The organism is Nocardiopsis sp. YSL2, assembly GCF_030555055.1.
In the GTDB taxonomy this organism is placed as follows: Bacteria; Actinomycetota; Actinomycetes; order Streptosporangiales; family Streptosporangiaceae; genus Nocardiopsis.
The window spans coordinates 5,516,967-5,536,500 of sequence record NZ_JAMOAO010000001.1 but is presented as its reverse complement, the minus strand read 5'-3'; the positions used below and the strand labels follow the sequence as shown (position 1 = coordinate 5,536,500).

At 73.1% G+C, this 19,534-nt stretch carries 22 protein-coding genes; 14 read left to right on the top strand and 8 right to left on the bottom strand.

Going from position 1 to position 19,534, the window contains the following annotated elements; translation table 11 throughout:
• The first annotated feature begins 222 nt into the window (after positions 1-222).
• Positions 223-1,317 (top strand): Zn-dependent alcohol dehydrogenase, encoded by a 1,095-nt coding sequence (locus M1P99_RS24475; protein ID WP_304454925.1) that lies wholly within the window; start codon positions 223-225, stop codon positions 1,315-1,317.
• 4 nt (positions 1,318-1,321) lie between these two features.
• Here M1P99_RS24475 and M1P99_RS24470 read toward each other — a convergent pair whose 3' ends face one another.
• On the bottom strand, positions 1,322-2,143 hold the full coding sequence (locus M1P99_RS24470; protein WP_304454924.1) for a hypothetical protein: 822 nt from the start codon (positions 2,141-2,143) through the stop codon (positions 1,322-1,324).
• A 237-nt stretch (positions 2,144-2,380) separates the two neighbouring features.
• On the opposite strand from M1P99_RS24470, the gene M1P99_RS24465 reads away from it, so the two are divergent.
• Positions 2,381-4,039, top strand: coding sequence for an FAD-binding dehydrogenase (locus tag M1P99_RS24465; RefSeq protein WP_304454923.1), 1,659 nt, complete (start codon positions 2,381-2,383; stop codon positions 4,037-4,039).
• A gap of 33 nt (positions 4,040-4,072) precedes the next feature.
• On the opposite strand, the gene M1P99_RS24460 is transcribed toward M1P99_RS24465, so the two are convergent.
• Positions 4,073-5,575 (bottom strand): CYTH and CHAD domain-containing protein, encoded by a 1,503-nt coding sequence (locus M1P99_RS24460; protein WP_304454922.1) that lies wholly within the window; start codon positions 5,573-5,575, stop codon positions 4,073-4,075.
• 208 nt (positions 5,576-5,783) lie between these two features.
• Between M1P99_RS24460 and M1P99_RS24455 the strand changes: the two genes are divergently transcribed.
• Complete coding sequence (locus M1P99_RS24455; protein WP_304454921.1) at positions 5,784-6,401, top strand: Uma2 family endonuclease; 618 nt, start codon at positions 5,784-5,786, stop codon at positions 6,399-6,401.
• A gap of 47 nt (positions 6,402-6,448) precedes the next feature.
• On the opposite strand, the gene M1P99_RS24450 is transcribed toward M1P99_RS24455, so the two are convergent.
• Both M1P99_RS24450 and M1P99_RS24445 read right to left on the bottom strand, forming a co-directional pair.
• On the bottom strand, positions 6,449-6,670 hold the full coding sequence (locus M1P99_RS24450; RefSeq protein WP_304455820.1) for a hypothetical protein: 222 nt from the start codon (positions 6,668-6,670) through the stop codon (positions 6,449-6,451).
• A 15-nt stretch (positions 6,671-6,685) separates the two neighbouring features.
• On the bottom strand, positions 6,686-7,594 hold the full coding sequence (locus M1P99_RS24445) for an SPFH domain-containing protein (protein ID WP_304454920.1): 909 nt from the start codon (positions 7,592-7,594) through the stop codon (positions 6,686-6,688).
• A 106-nt stretch (positions 7,595-7,700) separates the two neighbouring features.
• Between M1P99_RS24445 and M1P99_RS24440 the strand changes: the two genes are divergently transcribed.
• Positions 7,701-8,198, top strand: a complete 498-nt coding sequence (locus M1P99_RS24440; protein WP_304454919.1) for a PH domain-containing protein — start codon at positions 7,701-7,703, stop codon at positions 8,196-8,198.
• Positions 8,195-10,021, top strand: coding sequence for a PH domain-containing protein (locus M1P99_RS24435; protein WP_304454918.1), 1,827 nt, complete (start codon positions 8,195-8,197; stop codon positions 10,019-10,021). Before M1P99_RS24440 ends, M1P99_RS24435 begins: the two co-directional genes overlap by 4 nt.
• A 73-nt stretch (positions 10,022-10,094) precedes the next feature.
• Here the strand turns inward: M1P99_RS24435 and M1P99_RS24430 are convergent, their stop codons facing one another.
• A complete protein-coding gene (locus M1P99_RS24430) occupies positions 10,095-10,499 on the bottom strand; it encodes an STAS domain-containing protein (protein WP_304454917.1) in 405 nt (134 codons plus the stop codon).
• Positions 10,500-10,873: 374 nt separating this feature from the next.
• Between M1P99_RS24430 and M1P99_RS24425 the strand changes: the two genes are divergently transcribed.
• The 4 genes from M1P99_RS24425 (at position 10,874) to M1P99_RS24410 (ending at position 14,155) form a co-directional block, all read left to right on the top strand.
• Complete coding sequence (locus tag M1P99_RS24425) at positions 10,874-11,410, top strand: NUDIX hydrolase family protein (protein WP_304455819.1); 537 nt, start codon at positions 10,874-10,876, stop codon at positions 11,408-11,410.
• Positions 11,411-11,506: 96 nt separating this feature from the next.
• Positions 11,507-12,163: a nucleoside/nucleotide kinase family protein gene (locus tag M1P99_RS24420; protein WP_304454916.1), complete on the top strand. Its 657-nt coding sequence runs from the start codon at positions 11,507-11,509 to the stop codon at positions 12,161-12,163.
• Between the two features lie 112 nt (positions 12,164-12,275).
• On the top strand, positions 12,276-12,890 hold the full coding sequence (locus tag M1P99_RS24415) for a TetR/AcrR family transcriptional regulator (RefSeq protein WP_304454915.1): 615 nt from the start codon (positions 12,276-12,278) through the stop codon (positions 12,888-12,890).
• Positions 12,887-14,155, top strand: coding sequence for an FAD-dependent oxidoreductase (locus M1P99_RS24410; RefSeq protein WP_304454914.1), 1,269 nt, complete (start codon positions 12,887-12,889; stop codon positions 14,153-14,155). Before M1P99_RS24415 ends, M1P99_RS24410 begins: the two co-directional genes overlap by 4 nt.
• Here M1P99_RS24410 and M1P99_RS24405 read toward each other — a convergent pair.
• Positions 14,044-15,357: an NAD(P)/FAD-dependent oxidoreductase gene (locus M1P99_RS24405; RefSeq protein ID WP_304454913.1), complete on the bottom strand. Its 1,314-nt coding sequence runs from the start codon at positions 15,355-15,357 to the stop codon at positions 14,044-14,046. The two genes, M1P99_RS24410 and M1P99_RS24405, sit on opposite strands and share 112 nt — an antisense overlap.
• A gap of 305 nt (positions 15,358-15,662) precedes the next feature.
• Here M1P99_RS24405 and M1P99_RS24400 point away from each other — a divergent pair, with 305 nt between their 5' ends.
• Positions 15,663-15,797, top strand: coding sequence for a hypothetical protein (locus M1P99_RS24400; protein WP_304454912.1), 135 nt, complete (start codon positions 15,663-15,665; stop codon positions 15,795-15,797).
• A 73-nt stretch (positions 15,798-15,870) separates the two neighbouring features.
• Here M1P99_RS24400 and M1P99_RS24395 read toward each other — a convergent pair whose 3' ends face one another.
• Both M1P99_RS24395 and M1P99_RS24390 read right to left on the bottom strand, forming a co-directional pair.
• The gene (locus M1P99_RS24395) at positions 15,871-16,038 is read right to left on the bottom strand and encodes a DUF397 domain-containing protein (RefSeq protein WP_304454911.1); all 168 of its coding nucleotides are present in this window, start codon (positions 16,036-16,038) and stop codon (positions 15,871-15,873) included.
• A complete protein-coding gene (locus M1P99_RS24390; RefSeq protein ID WP_304455818.1) occupies positions 16,035-16,805 on the bottom strand; it encodes a helix-turn-helix transcriptional regulator in 771 nt (256 codons plus the stop codon). Before M1P99_RS24390 ends, M1P99_RS24395 begins: the two co-directional genes overlap by 4 nt.
• A 97-nt stretch (positions 16,806-16,902) precedes the next feature.
• Between M1P99_RS24390 and M1P99_RS24385 the strand changes: the two genes are divergently transcribed.
• The 4 genes from M1P99_RS24385 to M1P99_RS24370 all read left to right on the top strand — a co-directional run bounded on the left by M1P99_RS24385 (position 16,903) and on the right by M1P99_RS24370 (position 19,517).
• Complete coding sequence (locus M1P99_RS24385) at positions 16,903-17,151, top strand: helix-turn-helix domain-containing protein (RefSeq protein ID WP_304454910.1); 249 nt, start codon at positions 16,903-16,905, stop codon at positions 17,149-17,151.
• A gap of 11 nt (positions 17,152-17,162) precedes the next feature.
• The gene (locus M1P99_RS24380) at positions 17,163-17,807 is read left to right on the top strand and encodes a class I SAM-dependent methyltransferase (protein WP_304454909.1); all 645 of its coding nucleotides are present in this window, start codon (positions 17,163-17,165) and stop codon (positions 17,805-17,807) included.
• Between the two features lie 243 nt (positions 17,808-18,050).
• Entirely contained in the window at positions 18,051-18,461 is a 411-nt protein-coding gene (locus M1P99_RS24375; RefSeq protein WP_304454908.1) for an ester cyclase, read from the top strand.
• A 165-nt stretch (positions 18,462-18,626) separates the two neighbouring features.
• Complete coding sequence (locus M1P99_RS24370; RefSeq protein WP_304454907.1) at positions 18,627-19,517, top strand: hypothetical protein; 891 nt, start codon at positions 18,627-18,629, stop codon at positions 19,515-19,517.
• The last annotated feature ends 17 nt before the right edge of the window (positions 19,518-19,534 follow it).

The window sequence follows — 19,534 nt, the reverse complement described above, 5'->3', positions numbered from 1 at the left end:
ACACCGTCCGCACGGACGCGACGAAGATACCCGCGGGACCGGGCGCCCACGATGGCGATTTCTCCAAAGTCATCGCCATGAGTTCGGCGATTTCGTGGAAACGTCGACGCCGTTCCCGCCGTCCGGGACGATCCGTGCCAGGATCCGGCTCGCCCCACCCGCGCTCTGTACCAACCGGTCGGTATTGCTAGGGTCACGGCAGTCCGCGATTGGAGCGCCCCTATGAGTACGACCGTCAAGGCCGCCGTCTTCCACGAGATCGACGCGCCCCCGGAGATCCGCGACGTGGTCCTGCCCGACCCCGGTCCCGGCCAGGTGCGGGTCCGCATCGCCGCGGCCGGTGTCTGCCACTCCGACCTGTCCCTGTCCAACGGCACCCTGGCGCAGAAGATGCCGGCCGTCCTGGGACACGAGGGCACCGGGACCGTCGAGGCCGTGGGCGAGGGCGTGACCAGTGTGATGCCGGGCCAGCAGGTGATCCTCAACTGGGCGCCGCCGTGCCGCGAGTGCTGGTTCTGCCGCCAGGACGAGCCCCACCTGTGCGAGCACGCCCTGGACGGCATGCTGACGCCCTACGCGGAACTCACCGACGGCACCCCCGTCTACCCGGGGCTGGGCACGGGCGCCTTCGCCGAGGCCACCGTCGTGCCCGTGCACGCCGTCGTCCCCCTGCCCGACGGCATCGACCCCTCGGTCGCCGCCGTGCTCGGCTGCGCGGTGATCACCGGATGGGGCGCGGTCAACAACTCCGCGCACGTGCGCCCGGGCCAGTCCGCCGTGGTCATGGGCCTGGGCGGGGTGGGCCTGTCACTGCTCCAGGCGGCCCGCCTGGCGGGGGCCGACCCCCTCATCGCGGTGGACGTCTCCCCCGCCAAGGAGGAACTGGCCCGGTCGCTGGGCGCCACCCACTTCCTGCAGGCCGACGCGACGCTGACCAAGCAGGTGCGGGGGCTGACCGAGGGCCGGGGCGCCGACCACGTCTTCGAGGTCGTCGGGTCGGCCAAGGTGGTGCGCGCGGCCTGGAAGGCCACCCGGCGCGGGGGCACCGTCACCGTCGTGGGACTGGGCCGGGTCGACGACGAGGTGAGCTTCAACGCCCTGGAGCTGTTCCACCAGGCGCGCACGCTGCGCGGATGCGTGTTCGGGTCCAGCGACCCGGCCCGCGACATCCCCGTCCTGGCCGAGCAGGTGCGCTCGGGCGAGCTGAGGCTGTCGGCGATGATCACCGACGAGATCTCCCTCGACGGGGTGCCCGAGGCCTTCGAGCGCATGCGCCGGGGCCAGGGCGGCCGGTCGCTGGTCCGCTTCGGAGCCTGAGGGCTCAGGCCTGCGCGGTCGAGCCGTCGGTCTCCCGCTCCTCCTGGACCGACGGCGGCCGTTCCCGGCCCAGATTCATGGCGGACAGGGTGTTCACGGCGGTGAACAGCCCCCAGAAGAGGAGCGGGAACAGCAGGGACCCCGCGAGCACGAACAGGTAGGCGCCGGTAGCCACGAACGTGACCACCGCCATGGTGAGGGCGCCGCGCCAGCCGCAGTGGGACACCGACCAACCGGACAGCAGGGCGATGACCAGGACCACGTCCCCCGGGTGGAGGCCGAACCGGACCAGGAGCAGGGGCACGAGCACCGCGTGCGTGATCACGACCGCGCACAGGGTCCCCACGATCGACGCCGCCACCATCCAGCCCCGCTCCTGCGCGCTCCGGGGCAGGAGCGCGGCCGTGCCGGGCGGCAGCCGCAGCGGTGGGGCCTCGCCCCGCGCGATCGTGGCACTCCGTCGCACCCCGACCCAGATCTGGACGGCGGCGCCCACGACCAGGAGCGGCCATCCCCAGACGACGAGCAGGGAGACCACCGTCGCGGGCGGGTTGTCGCCGAACCAGTACACGGTCGTCGCGGCCAGGCCGAGGTCCGCGGTGGTCACGGCGGTGGCGGTGCCGACGAAGGACAACGCCGCCACCGCCTCGCCCAGGCTCGACCAGCACGTGAACCGGTAGACGCGCGACGCCGGGGTCCCCGGCCGTGTGGACGACGAGCTCAGGCGCCGCAGGACGAGCGGCAGGACGAGGAGGTAGGCGATCAGGCCCAGGCCGATCGCGGTGGCCACGGGACCGGCCTCGAAGGTCGGGGGATGGAAGTACACGGGGGATTCCTTGGTGGGGTGACGGGCGCCCGGCCACTGCGGCACGGGCCGTTCCGGGTCCGGAGCGACGTCTGCGGACCGCGGCCGGACCATGGTGCCACATGACCCGACCTTGTCACCGGGTGACAAAGGATATGGCGCGGAACACACACCGGCCTTGCCCGGAGCGTGCGTCGGGGCCAGAGTCGTCATCATCGCGCACACTGTGCCCGCGCGGCACGACGAAGGGACGGGTCCATGAGCAAGGAGCAGGCCGACGCGATCGTCGTCGGAGCCGGACTGGCCGGGCTGGCCGCCACGGCCGAACTGGCCGAGGCGGGCAAGCGGGTCCTGTTGCTGGACCAGGAGCCCGAGCACTCCCTGGGCGGCCAGGCGCACTGGTCGTTCGGCGGCCTGATGTTCGTGGACACGCCCGAGCAGCGCCGGATGGGGATCAGGGACTCGGCCGAACTGGCACTGCAGGACTGGATGGGCACCGCCGCCTTCGACCGCCCCGAGGACGCCTGGCCGCGCAAGTGGGCCGAGGCCTACGTCGACTTCGCCGCCGGGGAGAAGCGCGCCTGGCTGCACGCGATGGGCATGCGGTGGTTCCCCATCGTCATGTGGGCCGAGCGCGGCGGCTACCTGGCCGGCGGGCACGGAAACTCCGTCCCCCGCTTCCACATCACCTGGGGCACCGGACCGGGGGTGGTGGCGCCGTTCGAGCGGCGGGTGCGCGCCGCGGCCGATCGGGGGCTGGTGCAGCTGCGCTTCCGGCACCGGGTCGACGACCTCGTGGTCAGCGACGGGACCGTCACGGGGGTGCGGGGCACGGTGCTGGCGCCCAGTGACACCGAGCGCGGCCAGGCCAGCAACCGCGACTCCGCGGGCGAGTTCGAGATGGGCGCGCAGGCCGTCGTCGTCACCTCCGGCGGCATCGGCGCCAACCACGACCTGGTGCGCCGGAACTGGCCGGCGCGGCTCGGCTCACCGCCCGAGCACATGCTCTCCGGCGTGCCCGAGCACGTCGACGGCCGGATGCTGGGCATCACCGAGAAGGCCGGCGGCCACATCATCAACCCCGACCGGATGTGGCACTACACCGAGGGGATCCAGAACTGGAACCCCATCTGGGCCCGGCACGGCATCCGCATCCTGCCCGGTCCCTCGTCGTTGTGGCTGGACGCCACCGGCACGCGCCTGCCCGCGCCCTACCTGCCCGGCTTCGACACCCTGGGCACGCTGGAACACATCATGAGCACCGGGCACGACTACACGTGGTTCGTGCTCTCGCAGCGGATCATCGAGAAGGAGTTCGGGCTCTCGGGGTCGGAACAGAACCCGGACCTGACCGGCAAGGACCTCAAGCTGGTGCTCAAGCGGGTGCTGCCGGGGGCACCCGGGCCCGTGGAGGCCTTCAAGGAGCACGGGGCGGACTTCGTGGTCGCCGACCGGCTGCCCGCGCTCATCGACAAGATGAAGGCCGTGGCGGGCGACGGCGTGCTCGACGCCGACACCGTGACCCGCGAGGTGGTCGCCCGCGACCGCGAACTGGTCAACCCCTTCTCCAAGGACGTGCAGGTCATGAGCATCCACGCGGCCCGCAAGTACCGGGGCGACCGGCTCGCCCGGGTGGCCTCGCCGCACCAGATCCTGGACCCCGCCGCGGGCCCGCTCATCGCCGTGCGCCTGCACATCCTCACCCGCAAGACCCTGGGCGGGCTGCACACCGACCTGGACGCCCGGGTACTGCGCGCGGACGGCACCCCGCTGCCGGGCGTCTACGCCGCGGGCGAGGTCGCCGGGTTCGGCGGCGGCGGTGTGCACGGCTACCGCGCCCTGGAGGGCACGTTCCTGGGCGGCTGCCTGTTCTCCGGCCGCACCGCGGGCCGGGCCGTGGCCGCCGCGCTGGGGTAGGCGCCGCCCGGCGCCCCGGCACGACCGCGGGGGTCAGCGCCCGGGGAGGGGGTCGCGCGGGTCGGGACCCCCGGACCACACCCGGGCCGCCTCCTCGATGAGCGCCGCTCCCCTGGCGGCCTCGGCTCCCGCCAGGGCGCCGAGGGTCACCAGGGCCGCGTCCCGATCGTCGACCGCCGCCGCCAGGGTGTGCGCGTGTTCTGCCAGGTAGGCGCGCAGAGCCACCCCGTCCTGGTGTTCGCCCAGGACCTGCTGCAGACGGCTCGCCCACGAGCGCACGCGTTTGGCGGGCCTGCCCAGGACGGGAGCCGCGAGCGTGGCCGCGTAGCGGGTGCGCTTGGCGGCCTTGCGGACCTCGTGCCAGGCGGTGACCCGTGCGCCGGCGCCCCGGGCGGCCGTGGCGTGGTCGTGGGCGTCGGCCAGCCGGTGGCAGGCGCGCGTGAGGTCGTCGGCCAGGACGGTGCGCGCCTCCCGACCGGCCTGCCCGGTCAGCGGCGGCTCGGCGCGCAGATCGTCCAGGGCGTCCAGCAGCGCGAGGTAGCGCGCGCCCGCCAACTCGTCGGCGATGCGGCGCGTCTCGACGGCGCGGTGGTCGTCGATCGCGCCGAGCCAGGCTCCGGAGAGGCGGTGTCCCGCGGTGCGCTCCGGCAGCTCGGCGAGCCAGGACTCGCAGCGCTCGCGCAGGACCTCCAGGTCGCGGGCCAGGCCGAGCACGCCCGACAGGCGGCGCAACTCGTCGGCGAGCGGCCGGGTGGCGTCCCTGCGCAGGACTGTGGGGAACACCTGGAGCACCGCGCGGATCCGGCGGGTGGCCACGCGCATCTGGTGCACGGCGTCGGGTTCGTCCAGGCGCACCGGGGGGTCGTGGACGAGCAGGTGTTCGACCTGGTCCCAGAGGTAGGCCCGCACGACGTCGCCGGCCGTGTCGCCCGAGGGGCGGGGCGCGGGTCGGGGCACCCGGTCTCCGAGCACGGTCAGCAGCTTGCTCCCGGTCGCGGAGGGGACCGCGCCCGCCGCGGTCAGGCGCTCGCCGACGCGCTCCACCAGTGCGCGGTCCCCGCCGGCGAGTTCGACCTCGACCTCCCGCCAGGTGGTGGATTCGGTGGCCTCACCGGTGACGGTGTCGTCCGCGACCAGCACGAGCGGGGTCCCGTCGGCGTCGCGCAGCGCGGACTCGGTGCGCCGGGTGGCGATCCGCGCGACCGGGCGCAGTGCCGCGCCGCGAACGGTGGCGCGTGCGAGGTCGGCCAGTTCACCGGGGACGGTGTCGGTGTCCTGTCCCAGCGGGACGTGGAACTCGCGCTTGGCGCCCTCGCCCCACGGGATCTTCAGGTGCCAGCCGGCGTCGGTGCCGCCGGTACGGCGGCGCAGGGTGACGCCGCGCGCGGCCAGGCGCAGGTCCTCGGTGTCGAGGTAGGCGGCGTCCAGCTCGTGCGTACGCCGCTCGATACCGCCGGGCGCCAGATCGGCCAGGTCGGGCAGAACGGCGTCGGTACCGACGCTGAACGTGGTCTCGAACTCGATGTGGCCGGGCACCGGCGCTCACCTCCGGCGGGGCACCTCGGCACCGGAGGGGGTTCCGGAGCGGCGCGGTCCCGCCCCTACAGACCTACCCGCACCGGGGCCCGGGAAAAGGTCGCCCACATACGCGAATGGGGCAGTCACATATTCACGAATATCCGGATTCCCGCCCCTGACACGGAGAGTCACGGAAGACTGGCCACCATGCGATCGAGGAGGCATCATGACTCTCATGACAACCGGCAAGACGGATACGGAAGCGGAGCCCCCGCTGACCGTGGACGACCTCAGGCGGATGCCGGACGACGGACGGCGCTACGAGCTGGTCGACGCGCGGCTTGACGTGTCGCCCGCACCGATCTTCCTGCACAGCCGGGTCGAGTCCCGGCTCGCCATACACCTCGGTGTCCTCGCCCCGGGCGAGTTCGAGGTCGTCGCGGCCCCGGGCATCAACGTCAACGGCGACCGGACCCACCACCGGATCCCCGACCTGGCAGTGCTGCGCGCCGCCGACGAGGAGAGCCCCTATCTGACCAAGCCGCCGCTCCTGGCGGTCGAGGTGGTCTCTCCCGAGAGCGCCATCCGCGACCACCACACCAAGCGGCGCGAGTACGAGGAGTTCGGCGTCCACTCGTACTGGATCATCAATCCGGACCGCGATCTGCCGAGCATCACCGAACTCTGCCTGGAGGACGGCGGATACCGGGAAGCGGCCACGGTCTCCGGCGAGGCGGTCTTCAAGACCGACCTTCCCTTCCCGCTACGCATCGTGCCGCACTGGCTGGTCGGCGCGGGCGACTGGCGCAAGCACATCGGCGGGTCCGACGAGGCCGCCGGATAGCGGTGCCCGGCGGTGCCGGGCGACCCGGCACAGGTCACCCGGCGCCGTCAGGCACCGCTCTCGCCCCCCTCCGGGGCCTGCTTGCGCGGTCGTCCGCGGCGCGGCATCCCCCCGGCGTCCTTCGGCATCCGTCCGGCCTCGTCCAGCGCGCGGCGCAGAAGGAACTCGATCTGGGCGTTGGTGCTGCGCAGCTCCTGCCCCGCCCAGCGCGCGAGCGCGTCGTGGACGGCGGGGTCGAGCCGCAGCAGGACCTTCTTGCGATCGGACACTGCCACCCCCGACGGCTACTGGTACAGGGTCCCGGTGTTGACGACGGGGCTGGCGGGGCGGTCCGAGCACAGCACCACGAGCAGGTTGCTGACCATCGCGGCCTTGCGCTCCTCGTCGAGTTCCACGACCTCCTCGTCCGAGAGCCGGGCCAGCGCGCGGTCGACCATGCCCACGGCGCCCTCCACGATCTGTTGGCGCGCGGCGATCATCGCACCGGCCTGCTGGCGCTGGAGCATCGCGTGCGCGATCTCGGGCGCGTAGGCCAGATGGGTGAAGCGGCACTCCACGATCGCCACCCCCGCCGCCTCGACCCGGTCGGCGACCTCCTTGGCGAGCTTCTCCGTGATGACGTCGGCGCTGTCGCGCAGGGACAGCTCCGTGTCCTCGCCGTGGGCGTCGTAGGGGTACTCGCCCGCGATGCGCCGCACGGCGGCCTCGGTCTGGATGGACACGAACTCCACGAAGTCGTCGACCTCGAAGCTCGCACGGGCGGTGTCCTGGACCTGCCAGACCACGACCGCGGCGATCTCGATGGGGCTGCCGGAGGCGTCGTTGACCTTCATGACGGAGGTCTCGTGGTTGCGGATGCGCGTGGAGACGGAGTTGCGCACGGTGAACGGGTTGACCCAGCGCAGGCCGTCGGTGCGGATGGTGCCGACGTAGCGGCCGAAGAACTGCACGACCTGGGCCTGGTTGGGCGCGACCATCGTCAGGCCCAGGGCCGGTACCGCGCCGACGAGGGCGAGCACGACGCCCACGGCGACGAGGAGGGCGGGGGCGCCCAGGAGCGGCAGGAGGGCCAGGGCGACGCCGGCCAGTGTCAGCACCGCGCAGGCCGCGGCCACGGGGATCCCGTCGTAGCCGAAGGCGGCGCGCTCCCGGTACCGCGGAGCTGGAGTGATGGTCGGTACGGGTTCGCTCATCGGTTCTACCGTCCTCTCGGGGTGATGACACGACAATAGCATTGTGATATCACTTTTACGAGGCGGCCCGCTTCCCGGGCCCGGACGATGAAGAGAGGCGGACGCGATGAGCACCGACGCTCTGCGACTGCGCCCACCCCACCACCGCGTGGACCGGCGCGCGATCCTGTGGTGGACCACCCGTGCGCTGGCCGTGGCCGTGGTCCTGACCGCGGCGCCCGCGATCCCCGCCGTCGTCTTCGAGCCCGCGCGCCCCTGGCTCGTCCCGGCCACCGCCGTCGTCGGCGGCGTCGGCCTGCTGGTCACCGTGGCGATGCCCTGGTGGCGCTACCGGGTCCACCGCTGGGAGGTCACCGACACCGCCGTCTACACGGCCAGCGGCTGGCTGTGGCAGGAGTGGCGGGTGGCCCCGATGTCGCGCATCCAGACCGTCGACACCGCCCGCGGCCCGCTCCAGCGCGTGTTCGGCCTGTCGAGCGTGACCGTGACCACCGCTTCGGCGGCCGGTCCGATCGCCATCTCCGGGCTCGACCACGAACTGGCCACCCGGGTGGCCGACCAGCTCACCGAGACCACCCAGGCCACGGAGGGAGACGCCACATGAGCGACCCCGACGGCATCCGCCCCGGGGAGCGGGCCCACAAGCCCGCCGACCCCGCTCCTGCGGCGGCGGAACCCGCCCCCGAGCCCGCGTCCGAGCCCGAGCGGACCCCCGAGACCGCCCCGGCCGCGGAGAACGCCCCGGCGCCGGTGAGCGACCTGCCCGGGGACTGGCAGCGGCTGCACCCTCTGAGCGTCTGGGCCGGCACGCTCGCCGCGGGGATCTTCATGGTCCCGACGGCCGTCCTCGGCACCGCGGCGATCGTGTTCGCCGCGCCCCAGCCCTGGTGGGCGCTGGCCCCGCTGCCCGGAACGATCGCACTCCTGGCGCTCTTCACCTCCATCGACCTGCTGCGCCTGCGCGCCACCCGGTTCCGCGTCACCGACGAGCGCATGGAGATGCGCTCGGGCGTCGTCGCCAAGGCCTACCGCTCCATCCCCCGCGAACGCGTGCGCAGCGTGGACGTGAACGCACCCCTCTTCGTGCGCGTGTTCGGCCTGTGCTCGGTCACGGTCGGCACGGGCGACCAGGGCGGCTCCGACCAGCTCCAGCTGCTGTACGTGACCGCGGAGCAGGGCGAGCGGCTGCGCCGGGAACTACTGCTGCGCGGACAGACCGCCGGCGCCGACGCGTCCGCCGAGGGCGCCGAGGATTCCGGGGAGGTCGAGCTGGCCCGGCTCGACCGGGCGTGGTTCGCCTACGCGCCGGCGACCACCGCGACGCTCGGTATCGGCGTGGGCTTCATCGCCGCGGTGGTGGGTCTGAACGCCCAGACCGGCGGCTGGGCGTGGGAGTGGGCGTCCGAACAGGCGAACCTGCCCACCACCGAGGAACTCGCCTCGATGGTGATGACACGGATACTGGTCGTGGTACCCGTGACCCTCCTCGTCCTGCTGCTGTCGGGTGTGGTCGTGCTGACCGCCATCGCCGTCGAGACCTGGTGGAACTACCGGCTCACCCGCGAGGCCGACGGGTCGGTCCGGCTGCGCCGCGGCCTGTTGACCAGCGTGTCGCTGTCGGTGGAGGGCCGCCGCCTCAACGGCGTCACCCTGCACCAGCCGTTCGTGCTGCGGTCGGTGGGCGGGGCGGACGTGCGGGCGGTGGCGACCGGGCTGGCCGCCGCCGACGACGAGAAGACCAGTGCCAAGAGCCGCCTGTCCCCGCCGATGCCGGTCGGACGCGCCCGCGCGCTGGCCGCCGCGCTGGTCCAGGAGGACGACTCGCCCCTGGACGTCCCGTTGGCCCGGCACCCGCGCGCCGCGCTGCGCCGCCGGTTCACGCGGGCCGGGTTCGTGACCCTGCTGGGCGTGGCGGCCTCGGCCGCGCTGGCGTGGCTGCACACGCTCGCGACGCGGGCGTGGTGGGACGCGGTCCACCGGATCGAGGAGGAGATCATCCCGGTGCCGCTGGCGTCGCGGGCGGTGGAGACGACACCGAGTTGGGGATGGGCGTTCCTGGCCGTGCTGGTCGCGGCGGCGGCGTTCTGGTACGCGGTGGGCTCCTACCGCGGGCTCGGCCACGGAGTGCACCCGCGCTTCCTGGTGGTGCGCGGCGGCATGGCCGCGCGCGACACCGTGGCGCTGCAGCGGTCGGCGGTGATCGGCTGGCGGATCACGCGCTCGCCCTTCCAGCGCCGGCTGGACCTGGCCGACGTGGCGGCCACGACCGCCGCGGGCCAGGGGATGTACGCGGCCAGGGACGTGGGCCTGGGGCAGGGCCTGGCCTGGGCGGACGCGGCCGTGCCCGACCTGTTGGCGCCCTTCCTGGTCCGTGAGGACGGCGGGGACGGCGGCGGCCGCGCCCGTGAGGCGGCGGCCCCGGAATGAGGGAGGGCACCCGGCACGCGCTGCCCTCGCCGACGGGAGGGCGCCGCGCGGGCCCAGGGGCGGCCGACGCCCCTCAGGGGACCGGGTTGTTGGCGATGGGGTCGCTGTCCACGCGCAGACCGCTGGTGTGGGTCAGCGCCATCTCCAGCAGCGGGTAGATCTCGAAGACCCGGCCCATGTCGAGCGCGCTCAGGACGCGGTCGGCGATGGGTGAGGGCTCGGCCAGCACCGTGTGCCGGCCCTGGGCCCACAGGATCCTGGCGACGGTGACCAGGGCGCGGACACCGCTCGCGTCGAAGAACTCCAGCCCGGACATGTCCACCACCAGGCAGTCGCACCGTGAGTCGTACACCGCCCGCAGGAGCCGATCGCGCATCCGGTCGGCCGTGGCGAAGTCGACCTCGCCGTGGACGGGTACCACGGTGACACCTGTACAGGCGGAATGCTCCTGGGCACAGAACCGGGCATCGCGTGCCACTCGGAACCACCTCTCACCGGACGTGACCTGTCCACTACGCAACCGCGTACGAGATCGTAACCTCTCCAGGGAGGTTCGGGGAGGCTTTCGATGCGAAAACCGCGCGAAATCTCACCGAAGGCCGACATCGCGTTCGTGGCCGCCCGCCCGGACCGTACGCCTGGCGGTCACCACTCCTCTCGGACACTCGGATCCGCCCCCGCACCGTGCGTCGGGCCCCCGCGTGCGGTAGAAGCAGTAAGGCACTGTGCGTTCCCGTCCGCCACGGACGGGAGACTGGTCCTCCAGTGACGCCGACCGAGCGAAGGGAGGGAGCGGTGGCCGCATCCCGGCCGCGCCAGGCGCGCGCCGCTGGACGCACCGCCGCGCACCCCATGACCGACACCGCCGACACCCAGCCCGGCTGGTTCTCCGCCGAGGAACTGGAGAGTATCCGCGGCCGCATGCCGGTGCTCTACGTCCAGGCCGTGCCCGTACGGGTGGACGAGACGGGGCAGGTGACCCATTTCGGTCTGTTGATGCGGGCCGCGCCCGACGGCAGCTTCAACCGCTCCGTGGTCTCCGGGAGGGTGCTCTACCACGAGCGGGTGCGCGACGCCCTCCTGCGGCACCTGGAGAAGGACCTGGGCCCGGTGGCGCTGCCGCGCATCCCGACCGCCCCGCAACCGTTCACGGTGGCGGAGTACTTCCCCACGCCCGGCGTCACGCCCTTCCACGACCCGCGCCAGCACGCGGTGGCGATGGCCTACATCGTGCCGGTCTCCGGTGACTGCCAGCCGCGACAGGACGCCCTGGACCTGATCTGGTTCACTCCGGAGGAGGCGGCCAGCCCGAAGGTGATCGAGGAGATGACCGGCGGCCAGGGCGTGCTGCTGCGCCAGGCCCTGGCCTTCGTCGGCCACGCGCCCTGAGCCCCGGCCGCCCCGGGGCGGGGGCCGCGGCGCATCGCGTGGCCCGCCCCGGTGGCGGGCCGCGCCGCGGGCCCCGCAGCGCGTAGGCTCGTGCGCATGTCCGACTCGCTCGCCGCAGAAGCCCTCCGGATCGCACGTGAGGCCGCGGCCCGCCCAGGGCGGCGCGCGGTCCTCGGCCTGACCGGTGCCCCGGGCGCGGGGAAGTCGACGCTCGCCCGCCACCTGGTGGCGCGGGTCGACGACCGGCTGGGGCCGGGGGCGGCCGGATACCTGCCGATGGACGGCTTCCACCTGTCCAACGCCCAACTCGACCGCCTGGGTCGGCGCGACCGCAAGGGCGCCCCCGACACCTTCGACGCGCACGGCTACGTGGCGCTCGTCCGGCGCCTGCTGGCCGAGACGGAGCACCCCGTGTACGTGCCGGACTACGACCGGCGGCTGCACGAGCCGGTGGCCGCGCGGCACGTGGTGGACCCGCACACCGTGCTGGTGGTGACCGAGGGCAACTACCTCGCCAGCGACGAGGAGCCCTGGCACCGGCTGCGGGGGCTCTTCGCTCAGCTGTGGTACGTCGAGGCCGACGACCGGGTGCGCGAGGAGCGGCTCCACCTCCGCCAGGTCTCGGGCGGGGCGAGCGAGGAGGCCGCGCGGGAGTGGGTCGAGCGCAGCGACCGCCCCAACGGCGAGCTGGTCAAGCGGTTCCGTGACAACTGCACCCGCGTGGTGCGTCCGGGGCCCCTGGACCCGCGCTGAGCCCGGCCGCCGACCGGCGCGCCCCATCCGGACCCCCGCGGTCCGCGCCTCCGCCCTCCCCCGTCCACGACTCCCTCTTGCCTTCGGTCCCTCATTCCCCTAGTTTGGTCATATGACCAAGGCATATGACCAAACCGGAGCGGGCGCCACCTCCGCCGAACGGGGGCGTTCCAGCCGCGCCAAGCTGCTGTCCGCGGCCGTGGAGCTGATCCCGGAAGTGGGGTGGAACGCGGTCACCACCCGCCTGGTGGCCTCCCGCGCGCAGGTGCGCCCCGGACTCGTCCACTACCACTTCGACTCGCTGCCCGCACTGCTGCGCGCCGCCGCGGCCACCGTCCTGGATGACGTGCTCTCCGGCCCGCTCGCGGCCCTGACCGCCGCGCCCGACCCCGCCGAGGGGGTGGTGGCGGCCCTGCGGGAGATGGACGAGTACCAGGGCGACGATCCCGCGTCCGTCCTGGTCACCGAGGCCTACCTGGCCGCGACCCGCGACCCCGAGCTGCACGCGGTCATGGCGCGGATCGTGGTCGAGACCCGGGACGCCATCGCCGCGTGGCTGAGGAGGCACGGCACCGCGCAGCCGGAGGCCGCCGCCGAACTGGTGTGCGCGTTCTTCGACGGCGTGGTCCTGCACCGGGCGCTGGGCCCGGTGCCGCCCGCCGAGGCCTATCTCGAACCCCTGCGCCGCATGCTCGCGGCGCCCACCACCGAAGGAGACCCCAGATGAGAGCGATCATCATCGGCGGCGGCATCGCCGGTCTGGCCACGGCGTGGTGGCTGCGGCACGAGGGCTGGGAGGCCACCGTCGTCGAGCGGGGCCCGGCCCCCTCCCCCGCCTCCGGCCTGGCGGCCCTGGACGCGCCGGACTCCATCGACGGCACACTGGACCGCGGTTACGTCATCGACTACTTCGGCCCCGGCTACGACACCCTGGAGCGGATGGGCCTGCGCGCGCGGGTCCACGAGTCCGGGCTCGGGCTGAACGCGGTGCGCTACCGCAGGGCCGACGGCCGCGACTCGGCCCGCCTCGACGCCTCGGTGCCCGCACGGATCACCGGCGGCCGCTTTCTGACCCTGCTGCGCGGCGACCTGGAGGGCGTGCTGCGCGAGGCGCTGGGCCCCGCGGCCGACGTGCGGTACGGGACCGGGATCGAGGAGGTGCGCCAGGACGACGAGGGCGTCACGGCGGTCCTCACCGACGGTTCGGCCGAGCGCGCCGACGTGCTCGTGGGGGCCGACGGGATCCACTCGCGCACGCGGCGGCTCGTGTTCGGTCCGGAGTCGCGCTACCGCCGCTACCTGGGAGCGCACGCCGCGGCCTACGTGTTCACCGACCCCGAACTGATGGGGGTCCTGGCGAACGAGTTCCAGGCCGTGGAGGCCCCCGGCGTCCAGGCGGGGATGTACCGCCTGTCCGACACGACCGGGGCCGCGTTCCTGTGCCACCTGTCCCCGGACGGCTCGTTGCCGCAGGACCCGCGCGCACGGCTGCTGGAGGTGCACGGGGGCCTGGGGTGGCTGGTGCCCCGTCTGCTCGCGGCGTGCCCGCCCCGGCCGTACTACGACGAGGTCGGGCAGATCGTCATGCCGGGCTGGTCCGACGCGCGCGTGGCCCTGGTCGGCGACGCGTGCCAGGCGGTCTCGCTGATGGCGGGGCAGGGGGCGAGCATGGCGGTGGCCGCCGCCGAGGTCCTGGCCCAGGAGCTCGGCCGCCTGGCTCCGGGGAGCGGGGCGGCCAAGGCGGGGACGGACGAGGTCGCGGCCGCGCTGCGGCGCTACGAGGGCCGGGTCAAGCCGGTCATCGACACCAAGCAGCGCGCGGGCCGCAGCCTGGCGAAGTGGTTCGTCCCGGCCACGCCCGCCCGCCTGTTCGTCCGCCGTCAGGCCCTGCGGCTGTCGTCGACACCGCTGGCCGAGCGCGTCATGCGGCCCTTCCTCGCGACGCCGCGGGACACGCCGTTCGACGCTCCCGCCGAGGGCGCCCGGTCCTGAACCGCGCCGGTCCGGGCGTGGTTCCGGCGCAGGTGCCGCCGGCCCGCGTTCCGGGTCAGGCGCAGGTTCGTGGCGGCCTGGCCGCCGGTGCGCGCGCTGTCGTAGGCCCCGGCCACGATGTACTCCTTGACACGCGCCGCGAGGCGCCCGGTCAGGAAGGCCGCGCGGGGGCTGTCGTCGGGGCGCACGAACTGGACGAGGCCGTCGTGCCGGCCCAGGCTGACGCACTGGATCAGGTAGCCGAACGGGGTGGTGTCGGGTGCGCGCCCGGCGAGGTCGGCCAGGACGGTCTCGGCGGCGCTCCAACCCATCGGCAGGCCCATGGCGCAGGACATGCGCAACGGATCCCCCGTGGCACCGTCGGCGCGGGCCGCGTCGCCCACGACGAGGACGTCGGGGTGGGAGAGCGAGCGCTGGGAGGCGTCGACCAGCGCGCGGCCGTCGTCGTCGACGGACAGGCCGATCGCCGCGGGCAGTCCGGAGGCGCTGAACCCGGCGTTCCACACCACGAGGTCGGCCGGAACCCGCGCGCCGTCGGACAACAGCAGGCCCGTGGCGTCGACCTCGCCGACACCCGCGTGCTCGCGCAGCACCACACCGAGCCGGTGCAGGACACGGCGCACATGGGTCCGCGCCCGGGGCGCGACCCCCGGCGCGACCTCGCCTCGGGTGACGAGTTCGACCCCGAGACCCGGGTGGGACTCGGCCATCTCCGTGGCGGCCTCGATACCGGTGAGCCCGCCGCCGACCACCACCAGGCGCTGGGGCCGGTCGGCGGCGACGCGCTCGGCGACGGCCCGTGCGCCGTCCAGGTCGGCGATGGCCAGGGCGTGCTCGTCGGCGCCGGGCACGACTCCGGCGCGGGCCGTGCTGCCGGGGGCGAGGACGAGCGAGTCGTAGCCGAGTGTGCGCGCCCCCTGGTCCCCGCGGACCGTGAGGGTGCGGGCGTCGGGGTCCACGTGCTCGACCAGGCCGACGACGAGGCCGATGCCGGTGCCGTCGAGTGCCTGGTCCAGGGCGTGCACACCGACGTCCTGGCCCGCGGCGACCTGGTGCAGGCGGACGCGTTCGATGAAGTCCCGGGTGGCGTTGACGAGCGTGACGGTGACGTCGGCGCGCTCGTGCCGGGCGAGGTCGTGGGCACGGCGAGCGGCCGCGAGCCCGGCGTAGCCGGCCCCGAGGACGAGCAGTCGGTGAGTCATGGGAATCGTGGTCCTTCCGCGTGGCGGCGGCCTTCGTGGACGCCTTCGCAGCACAGGACGAGGGCGGCGGCGCCGTTCGTGACACGGCTCCCGGGTGAGGCACCTCACATCCCCGCGGCGGAGCCGGGTCCCGATCGGCCGCACACCGACCCGGCACGGGCGCCGACCGGCCCCCGGCGCAAGGTCCGCACCGTGAGTCCCGCGGACACGTCCCTCCCGGCCCGCGCCCGCCACACGGGCGCGTCGGTGGCGTACGACGCCGCGGGCCTGCCGGGGGCGTCGTACGCCCCTACGTCGCGACCCGGGTGACCGGACGGTTCGGCCTGGACCGGGTGGGCGGTCGGCTGGTGCCGACCGGCGCCGCCGCGCTGGTCGCGCTGTTGCTCAGCCGCGAGAGCAGGGACGACTCCCTGGACGCGATCCCCTCGCTGACCGCATGATGGTAGCGAGCACCCCCTGCGGGAGGGCCCCGTCGGACACGTCCGGCGGGGCCCTCCCGATACGGGCGCCGGTTCAGCGCGCGGCCGCCGCCAGTAGCGCGGCCCATTCCACGGCGGAGAAGGACAGGTGACCGGCGCTCCGGTTCTGCGTGTCTCGCACGTCCACCGCATCCTGCTGCTCACGCACTTCCACGCAATGGCCACCGGTGTCCGACCAACTGGACTTGTGCCAGCCACTCACAGTAGATCCTCCAGTGCTTTCCGGGACTGACCTTCGGGGAGGGAGGCACCCAAGGCGCGTTTGACCAGTTCGGACAGCCGCTCGAAGTCCTCTGAATCCTCGATGATCACGTTACCGCTGACGTGATCGCTCGAAGCCGCCCTGCCTCCATCGACCAGCTTCACCAGAAACAGCGGAGACGTCACTCCGACCAGTACCGACCCACTCGGCACCAGGTGAACACGCATCCGTTCGTCACCCATCAGCGCGAGCAGGTGTTCGGCTTGTTCCCGGCGCACCGATTCCGGAGGCCACGTGAGCGCGCTCTCCGGGAAGACGGCCGTCACCATGGGATTGTTTCGCTTCTTCAGATACGCCAAGCGCGCACACCTGGCGGTGACCAGGCTCTCGATGGCCGCATCCGGAAGAGTCGGGTTCGCTTCGCGAAAAACAATGCGCGCGTAGGAGGGGCACTGAATCAACCCGGACACCAGCACGGGGGACACGAAGTCAATCGTGATGGCCTCCGCCTGCAATAATCCGGCGTCTTGCATGAATGACGGCAACGATCCGTCCGTGGTGTCCCGCTGCCAGGTGCGAATGAGACGGCCCTCGGCATTCAGAACGCGGTCCAGGTTCTCCACATGTCCGCGCCTGGGGACGACCTCGCCCTTCTCCCACCGACAGCACGCGGACGGGGAGACTCTTGCCCGAGACGCGAGTTGCCTCTGCGACAATCCGGACAATATCCGCAATTTGGTGAGGTGCTGGGGAAATCGTTGCGCCATGATGAAAGCGTAACTCGACATTGAATTGCGCACCCTAACTTTGGAGACACATGCTTCTTCCTCGCGCAATGGCGGAGGCGAGGCGGATGCTGGGCTCATGGACGAACGAGACATCCGCTTTCTGGAAGAGACCCACCCGGACATGTACTTCACCAACGGCGAGGCGGCGGCCGTCGTCGGCGTCTGTCCGTCGACGATGCGCGCGTGGGCCCGTACCGGCCGCCTCGACGACGTGAAGTCCTTCCGCAGCAAGTACGGCTGGCGCTATTTCCGGGCGGGCGACGTGTTCACCCTGCGGGACGGCCGCACGGCGTCCGGACGGCCGCTCGACCACGAACCCGAGTAGAGTGCCCGACCGTGGCCCCAGCCGACTTCCTCGCCGAGGCGCGCACGTTCTACGACGCCTTCGCCGCCGACTACACCGAGCGGTTCCGCGACGCGCTCGACGCGATGCCGGTGGACCGGGCGATGCTGGGTGTGTTCGCCGAGCTCGTCCGCGCCTCGGGCGCGGGCCCGGTCGCCGACCTGGGGTGCGGGTCCGGGCGCGTGACGGCGTACCTGCGCGATCTGGGCCTGCCGGTGTTCGGGGTCGACCTCTCCCCCGCGATGGTCGAGTTGGCCCGCCGTGACCACCCCGGCCTGCGCTTCGAGGTGGGCTCGATCCTGGACCTGGACCTGCCCGACGGCTCGGTGGGCGGCGCGCTGGCCTACTACTCGATCATCCACACGCCGCCGGAACACCTGCCCGAGGCGTTCGCGGAGTTCCGCCGGGTGCTGGTCCCGGGCGGGCACCTCATGCTCGCCTTCCAGGTCGGTGACGAGCCCCTGTACCTGGACCGGCCGCTCGGACACGAGGTCTCCCTCGACTTCCACCGGCTCCAGCCGGACGAGGTCGCCGACCTGCTCACGGACGCGGGACTCTCGGTCCGCGTCCGTGCGGTCCGCGAGCCCGACCCGGGCGAGAGCGTGCCCCAGGCCTACCTCCTGGCCCGCCGGACGTGACCGGAAGCGGCCATCGTCGCACTTCACAGGCGACTTTGACCGCGCTTCGGGGTCGAGCTGTGCGATCGTGGAGACAACCGGCTCCGCTCGCGCGCGACCGCCGGTGGCCCGGTCCGACCGTCCAGTGCCCGACGACTTCCGTCGGCGCCCGCACGAGTTCCCCTCCTCGGCGTTCGGGCCGACCCCGCGGACCACCGGGCACGGGCGACCCACGCCGGCCGAGCATCCGAGGGGGGATGAACCGTGGGACGGGCCACAGAGATCCAGCGAGAGTACTTCGAGGCCATTCAGGCGGCTGACTTCGACCGGATCCGGTCGCTGCTGCACCCGGACTACGCCTTCACCGACGAGGAGGGCACCGAGCACGGCGTCGAGGGGAGCATCGAGAAGATCTCGGTGTTCACCACCGCGTTCCCCGGCTTCGAGATCGACATCCACCGGCAGTTGGAGATGGGCGACGTCGCGGTCATGGAGGCGACGATGCGCGGTGTGCACCGCGACGAGATGGCGGGCATCCCCGCGACGGGCAGGTCCGTGGAGATGGCCTACTGCAACGTCCTGGAGCTCCGGGACGGCAAGATCTATCGCGAGCACGACTACAACGACAACCTGAGCCTCATGCGCCAGCTCGGCGTGGCGGAGGTGCCGACCTAGCCGGACGGCCGAGGGAGCGGGCCGGGGCCGTGGTGCCGTCCCGGCCCGCCCGCGGTCGGGCGCGCTCAGGACTGGCCGGTTCCGGCCGGGCCGGGTCACCGGGCCGGGCGGCCGCCGGGCCATAAGCTCGGAACCGCCCCCTGTCGCCCCACCGGAAAGCCCTCCGTGTACGACGTCGCACTCAAACTGGGCGTGGCCGTGGTCAAGGCCGCGTGCGGCCTGTGGATCGGTAACCCGATCGCTCAGAGCGCCACCACGACGGTGGTCGACCTGGTTCAGCAGAAGGTGTCCGGCAAACGGGACCAGCGCAGGCTGGAACGCCGGTTCGCCGAGATCGAGGAGAGCATCGCCGACCGGATCATGTCCGACCTCGACCACGAGTTCCGGGGGCTGCCGGAGAACGAGCGCGAGGCCGCCGTCCTCGCCGTCGCCGACGCCTTCACGCGGGCCGGTCTCACCGACCGCACACTCTTCGAGCAGGATCTGGACCCGCTGTACCTGGAGCGCCACATCCGCGGACGCAACCCGCACGCCACGCGGGACCTGAGCGCCGCGGCCGTGGGCCTCTACGACCGGGTCCTGCCCGAGGCCTGCGCCTACGTGCTGGCCACAGTGTCCACACTGCCGAACTTCCAGAGCGGGGCGTTCACCGAGCTCCTGCGCCGCGAGGCCCTCATCCTGGAGCAGTTGGAGGAGGTCCTGGACCGGATCCCCCCGCGCCAGGTGGGCCGGGAAGAGGACCCCGAGGCGGCGTTCGAGACCGCCTACCGCCGCAAGGCGGCCGAGCGCTGGGACGTGCTCGAGCTCTTCGGCACCGACGCCCACACCCGCCGGTACCCGCTCACACCGGCCTACCTCAGTCTGCGGGTGTCCCACGCGGACATCGAGGACCCCGGGTACGCGCCGGACGGACACGACGTGCGCGTGGAGGAGGCACTCGCGACCCATCGTCGCGCGTTCCTGCGCGGGTCGGCGGGCACGGGCAAGACCACGCTGCTGCGCTGGATCGGGGTACGCGCCGGACGGGGCGACTTCCCCGACGAGATGGCGGCCTGAAACGGCCTGGTCCCGTT